Genomic DNA, 4,491 nt, shown 5'->3' with positions numbered 1-4,491 from the left:
CCTCGTCCTCGATCTCCACGATGATGGTTTCGTAAGCCATAGGCTTGGACCTCGTTGCCAGGTTGCTTTGTCGCGGAGTCCTAGCAGCAAGGCGTCCGAAAATCCAAGGGTTCAGCACAGGGACAGGCGTTGGGCCTTATCGCTGGCAGCCCGGGCAATAGAAGCTGGATCGCCCCGACTGCACGATGCGACGCAAGGTTCCGCCGCAGCCGTCGCGCAGGCAGCGCTGTCCCTCGCGGTCATAGGCGCGAAAGCTGTGCTGGAAATAGCCCAGTTCTCCGCTGGCCTGCCGATGGTCACGCAACGAGGAGCCGCCCGCCGCGATCGCCTCGGTCAACACGTCGCGGACATGCTCCACCAGGGTGGCCAGTCGCGCAACCCCGATGCGTCCGGCCGCCCTTCGGGGGTCGATCCCGGCCCGCCACAAGGCCTCGCTGACATAGATGTTGCCCAGACCGGCCACGATGCGTTGGTCCAGCAGGGCCTGCTTGACCGGCACGCGTCGCCCGGCAAAGGCCTGCGCCAGATAGGCAGGACTGAAGACCGGATCGAAGGGTTCGGGCCCCAGGTGATCCAGAAGCGGGTGGCTGGTACCCTCGCGGATCAGGTCCACCATGCCGAACCGGCGTGCGTCGTTGAAGGTGATCGTGGCGCCGGCATCGGTTGTCAGCACGACATGGTCGTGACGCGCGATGATGCCCGGGTCGCGGTGAAACTGCCCCAGGCCTGCCCCCTCGACCAGCATCCGGCCGGACATGCCAAGGTGCCACAGCACCGTGCCGCCGCGGTCCAGGTCGGCCAGCAGGTATTTCGACCGCCGCCTCAACCGTGTCACCGTCGCGCCTGTCAGCACCTGCACCAGGTCGACCGGCATCGGCCAGCGCAGGTCCGGCCGGCGGACTTCGGCCCGGGCGATGCGGGCGCCTTCCAGATGCGGCAGCAGGCCGCGGCGGACGGTTTCGACTTCGGGCAGTTCGGGCAAGTGCATTCCCTTTCGTCGCATTGCGCCCGTGGCGCATCGCGGTCATTGTGCCAGCGGCAGGCCGGACATATCTGGCGAGTGAACAGGCAAACGGCAAGCGCATGACGGACAGCAGACAGACACATTTCGGCTTTCAGACCGTGGATGAGGATCAGAAGGCCGGGATGGTGCATCAGGTCTTTTCCAGCGTCGCCTCGCGCTATGACCTGATGAACGACCTGATGAGCGCCGGCGTCCACAGGCTGTGGAAAACCGCGCTGATGGACTGGCTGGCACCACGCAACGGGCAGCACCTGCTGGATGTTGCGGGAGGCACGGGCGACGTGGCCTTCCGTTTCCTGGATCGTGCGCCCGGCGCCCGCGTCACCGTCTGCGACATGACCGAGTCGATGCTGATCGAAGGACGCAAGCGCGCCGATGCCGTGGACAAGGCCGACCGGCTGTCCTGGGTGACAGGCGACGCGATGGCGCTGCCGTTTCCGGACAACAGCTTTGACCGCTACACGATCAGCTTCGGCATCCGCAACGTTACCCGCATTCCGGACGCGCTGGCCGAGGCTTACCGCGTCCTGCGTCCCGGCGGCCGCCTGATGGTGCTGGAGTTCAGCCAGATCCCGGTGCCTGCCATGCAATGGGCCTATGACCGCTACAGCTTCAACGTGATCCCGGCGATGGGACAGGCGGTGACGGGCGATCGCGACAGCTATCAGTACCTGGTGGAATCGATCCGCAAGTTTCCCGATCAGGACATGTTTGCCCAGATGATCCGCGAGGCGGGCTTTGACCGTGTGCAGTGGCGCAACCTGTCCATGGGCATCGCGGCCCTTCATTCCGGCTGGAAGCTCTAGAACATGCGTGGCCCCCACAACATCCTGCGCCTGATCCGGACGGGTGCGACCTTCGAGCGGACGGGCGCCATGGCCGCTGTGCTGGATGCCGTGAACGCGCCCATCCGGTTGCGGCTGGCTGCGCGGATCATGGGGTGGCCCTTTCGCTGGATGGGCTATAACGGCGATCCGAACCTGCCGCCGATCACGCGGGCGATTACTGCGCTGGGGCCTGCTTATATCAAGTTCGGCCAGATCCTTTCCACGCGCGCGGATGTGGTGGGCCCCGAACTGGCCGGCCAGTTGCGGATGCTTCAGGACCGCTTGCCGCCCTTCCCCACCGAGATCGCCAAGAAGGCGATCGAGGTCGAGCTGCGCGCACCCGTGGATCAACTGTTTTCAGAGTTTTCCGAACCCGTCGCGGCTGCTTCGATCGCGCAGGTCCATCGGGCCCGCGTGCGGGAAACCGGACGCGAAGTTGCGGTCAAGGTTGTTCGCCCCGGCATCGGCGCCGCCTTCAGGCGCGACATCGACGCCTTCCATTTCGGGGCCCGCCTGATCGAGATGGTTTCGCCCGGAACGCGCCGCCTGCGGCCCCGTGACGTGGTGCGCCATTTCGAGCAGACCGTCATGGGTGAACAGGATCTGCGTTTGGAAGCCGCCGCGGCCTCGGAATTCGCCGAAAACATCGCAGGCGATCCGGGCTTCCAGATCCCGATGCCGCACTTCGCCTTGTGCTCGCGCCGGGTGCTCACGGCAGACTGGGCAGAAGGCCTGCCCATGGGCGACCGCGAGGCGTTGATCGCCGCGGGCCATGATACGACCGCCTTGGCCCGCCGGGTCATCCAGCTGTTCCTGTCCCATGCGCTGCGTGACGGGTTCTTCCACGCCGACATGCATCACGGGAACCTTAAGGTCGCCGCGAATGGCAACATCATCGCCTATGATTTCGGCATCATGGGAGAGATCGACGAATACACCCGCCGCGTTTATGCCGAGATCCTTTACGGTTTCATCCAGCGCGATTACCGCCGCGTGGCGCGTGTTCATTTCGAGGCGGGGTATGTTCCCCGTGACCGTGACGAGGCTGCCTTTGCCCGCGCCCTGCGCGCGGTCGGAGAGCCGATCTTTGGCGCAGATGCGACGCGCATCTCGATGGCGAACCTGCTGTCCTACCTGTTCGAGGTCACGGAACGGTTCGGGATGCCCACGCGGACCGAATTGATCCTGCTGCAGCGTACCATGGTGGTGGTCGAAGGCGTCGCGCGTTCCATCGACCCGCAACTGAACATCTGGGATGCGGCCAAGCCGGTCGTGTCGGATTACATCAAGGGCAGCATCGGTCCCCGCGCCGCTGCGCACGACCTGGCCCAGGTGGCGCAGACCGTCGCACGTTATGGCCCGCTGCTGCCCCGCATCGTCGAGCGCGCCTTGTATGAACGCGCCCATCCCGAGGAAACGCGCCTGACCGTGATCCAGCCGCGCCCGGCCGTGCCGCTGTGGCTGGTCACGGTGCTGGCCCTTGCCGCCGGCACCGGGATCGGGCTGGCGCTCTAGCCGCTAGAAGCAGAGGATCTCGGCCTCCGCTTCGGCGCGCCGAAGGGTGGCCACGGTTTCGGTCAGCTGCGCCATGCCCCGGAACATGCCCGCACGCTCACCCGTCGTCTGGCGCATGCGCAGCACGGTTTCCGCGCCGACATAATCGCGATAGGGCAGCACCTCGGCAATGCGGTCGATGGCGCAGGAACAGCGGTCCATCATCTCCCGGTTCTGGCCGTTCGTGGCCATGCAGGTGAAGACATATTCCACCCGCGCATTGGTCGGATAATCGTTCACCGCCTGCGCCGCCACTGGGGCCCCCCAGCCCAGCAGCACGGCGGGCAACCAGAAGCGGGCGCCGGATCCTGCCATCACTGCAGCACCAGCTGGCTGTTGTAACCGGGCATGGTTTCGGTCTGGGCCCGCAGTTCACGGATGGGTTCCGCAGGGTCTTCCATGACAAAGGTCAGCGTCAGCGTTTCGAACCCGCGCATCCGTTCCGCATTCGGGTCTTCGGCAAAAGGCTGGAAGCTGGCCGTGGTGGTGCCGTCCGTTTCGGTCAGTTCGCCCCCGCGGAAAAGCGAATCCTTCAGGCGGTTGCGGATATAGTGCGGACTGCCACCTGTCAGTGCGGACACATCGCGCGCGGTTTGTTCCAGAAAGAAGATCAGCACGGGATCACCCGCCGAGATCGGGAAAGGCCCGATCTTGCGGTCGCGCGCCTCGGTATGCTGCGTCAGCTCCAGCACAGGCTGCTGGTCCGAGGGATCGATGGCTTCGGTCAGGATGACCTTGCCATCGGCGGTGGGCTGAAAACCCTCGGCTGCGGGCCCTTCGACGGTCATGTGCCATTCCAGCGTCTGCTGGCCCAGATCCCACGGACCGCGTTCCGTGAACACGGCATCGCCAGCCTCGGCCGCAAAGGACATCTGGGGCGTGGCAAGGGCGCTGAAGCCCAGCCACAGGGCAACGGCAAAGGCTTTCGTCATGGTTCGTCCTCCCAAACTCTCCGGGATGATGATGCGTGGCGGGGATGCCCCTGCGCAAGCCCCGGAAGGTCCGCTGACCACCCTTGGTCTAAGGCCAACAGCCGACCCACTATATACGCAAGGTCGCCCGGCCGCACGGGCTATTCCAGAAGGT

At 65.4% G+C, this 4,491-nt stretch carries 5 protein-coding genes; 2 read left to right on the top strand and 3 right to left on the bottom strand.

The window, feature by feature from the left end:
• Nucleotides 1–136: 136 nt before the first annotated feature.
• Nucleotides 137–982: a bifunctional DNA-formamidopyrimidine glycosylase/DNA-(apurinic or apyrimidinic site) lyase gene (gene mutM / locus ACLHHB_RS04170; RefSeq protein ID WP_410217027.1), complete on the bottom strand. Its 846-nt coding sequence runs from the start codon at nt 980–982 to the stop codon at nt 137–139.
• Between the two features lie 101 nt (nt 983–1,083).
• On the opposite strand from mutM, the gene ubiE reads away from it, so the two are divergent.
• Together ubiE and ubiB are read left to right on the top strand one after the other, a co-directional pair.
• Complete coding sequence (ubiE, locus tag ACLHHB_RS04165; RefSeq protein ID WP_410217026.1) at nt 1,084–1,830, top strand: bifunctional demethylmenaquinone methyltransferase/2-methoxy-6-polyprenyl-1,4-benzoquinol methylase UbiE; 747 nt, start codon at nt 1,084–1,086, stop codon at nt 1,828–1,830.
• Nucleotides 1,831–1,833: 3 nt separating this feature from the next.
• Nucleotides 1,834–3,366 carry a 2-polyprenylphenol 6-hydroxylase gene (gene ubiB, locus ACLHHB_RS04160; protein WP_410217025.1) on the top strand — a complete coding sequence of 511 codons (1,533 nt, stop codon included), beginning with the start codon at nt 1,834–1,836 and terminating at the stop codon, nt 3,364–3,366.
• 3 nt (nt 3,367–3,369) lie between these two features.
• Here ubiB and ACLHHB_RS04155 read toward each other — a convergent pair whose 3' ends face one another.
• Together ACLHHB_RS04155 and ACLHHB_RS04150 are read right to left on the bottom strand one after the other, a co-directional pair.
• Nucleotides 3,370–3,720, bottom strand: a complete 351-nt coding sequence (locus ACLHHB_RS04155) for a hypothetical protein (protein WP_410217024.1) — start codon at nt 3,718–3,720, stop codon at nt 3,370–3,372.
• The gene (locus ACLHHB_RS04150; protein WP_410217023.1) at nt 3,720–4,337 is read right to left on the bottom strand and encodes a hypothetical protein; all 618 of its coding nucleotides are present in this window, start codon (nt 4,335–4,337) and stop codon (nt 3,720–3,722) included. Before ACLHHB_RS04150 ends, ACLHHB_RS04155 begins: the two co-directional genes overlap by 1 nt.
• Nucleotides 4,338–4,491: the final 154 nt, after the last annotated feature.

The organism is Paracoccus sp. (in: a-proteobacteria), assembly GCF_046462195.1.
Taxonomy (GTDB): Bacteria; Pseudomonadota; Alphaproteobacteria; order Rhodobacterales; family Rhodobacteraceae; genus Paracoccus.
The sequence above is the reverse complement of the archived record's forward strand: the minus strand, read 5'-3'. Positions and strand labels throughout refer to the sequence as shown.

What these genes read in the sequence shown, in the direction of transcription:
- ubiB (WP_410217025.1), top strand. Translation starts at nt 1,834, where the DNA reads ATGCGTGGCCCCCACAACATCCTGCGCCTGATCCGGACGGGTGCGACC.
- ACLHHB_RS04155 (WP_410217024.1), bottom strand. Translation starts at nt 3,720, where the DNA reads ATGGCAGGATCCGGCGCCCGCTTCTGGTTGCCCGCCGTGCTGCTGGGC.
- ubiE (WP_410217026.1), top strand. Translation starts at nt 1,084, where the DNA reads ATGACGGACAGCAGACAGACACATTTCGGCTTTCAGACCGTGGATGAG.
- ACLHHB_RS04150 (WP_410217023.1), bottom strand. Translation starts at nt 4,337, where the DNA reads ATGACGAAAGCCTTTGCCGTTGCCCTGTGGCTGGGCTTCAGCGCCCTT.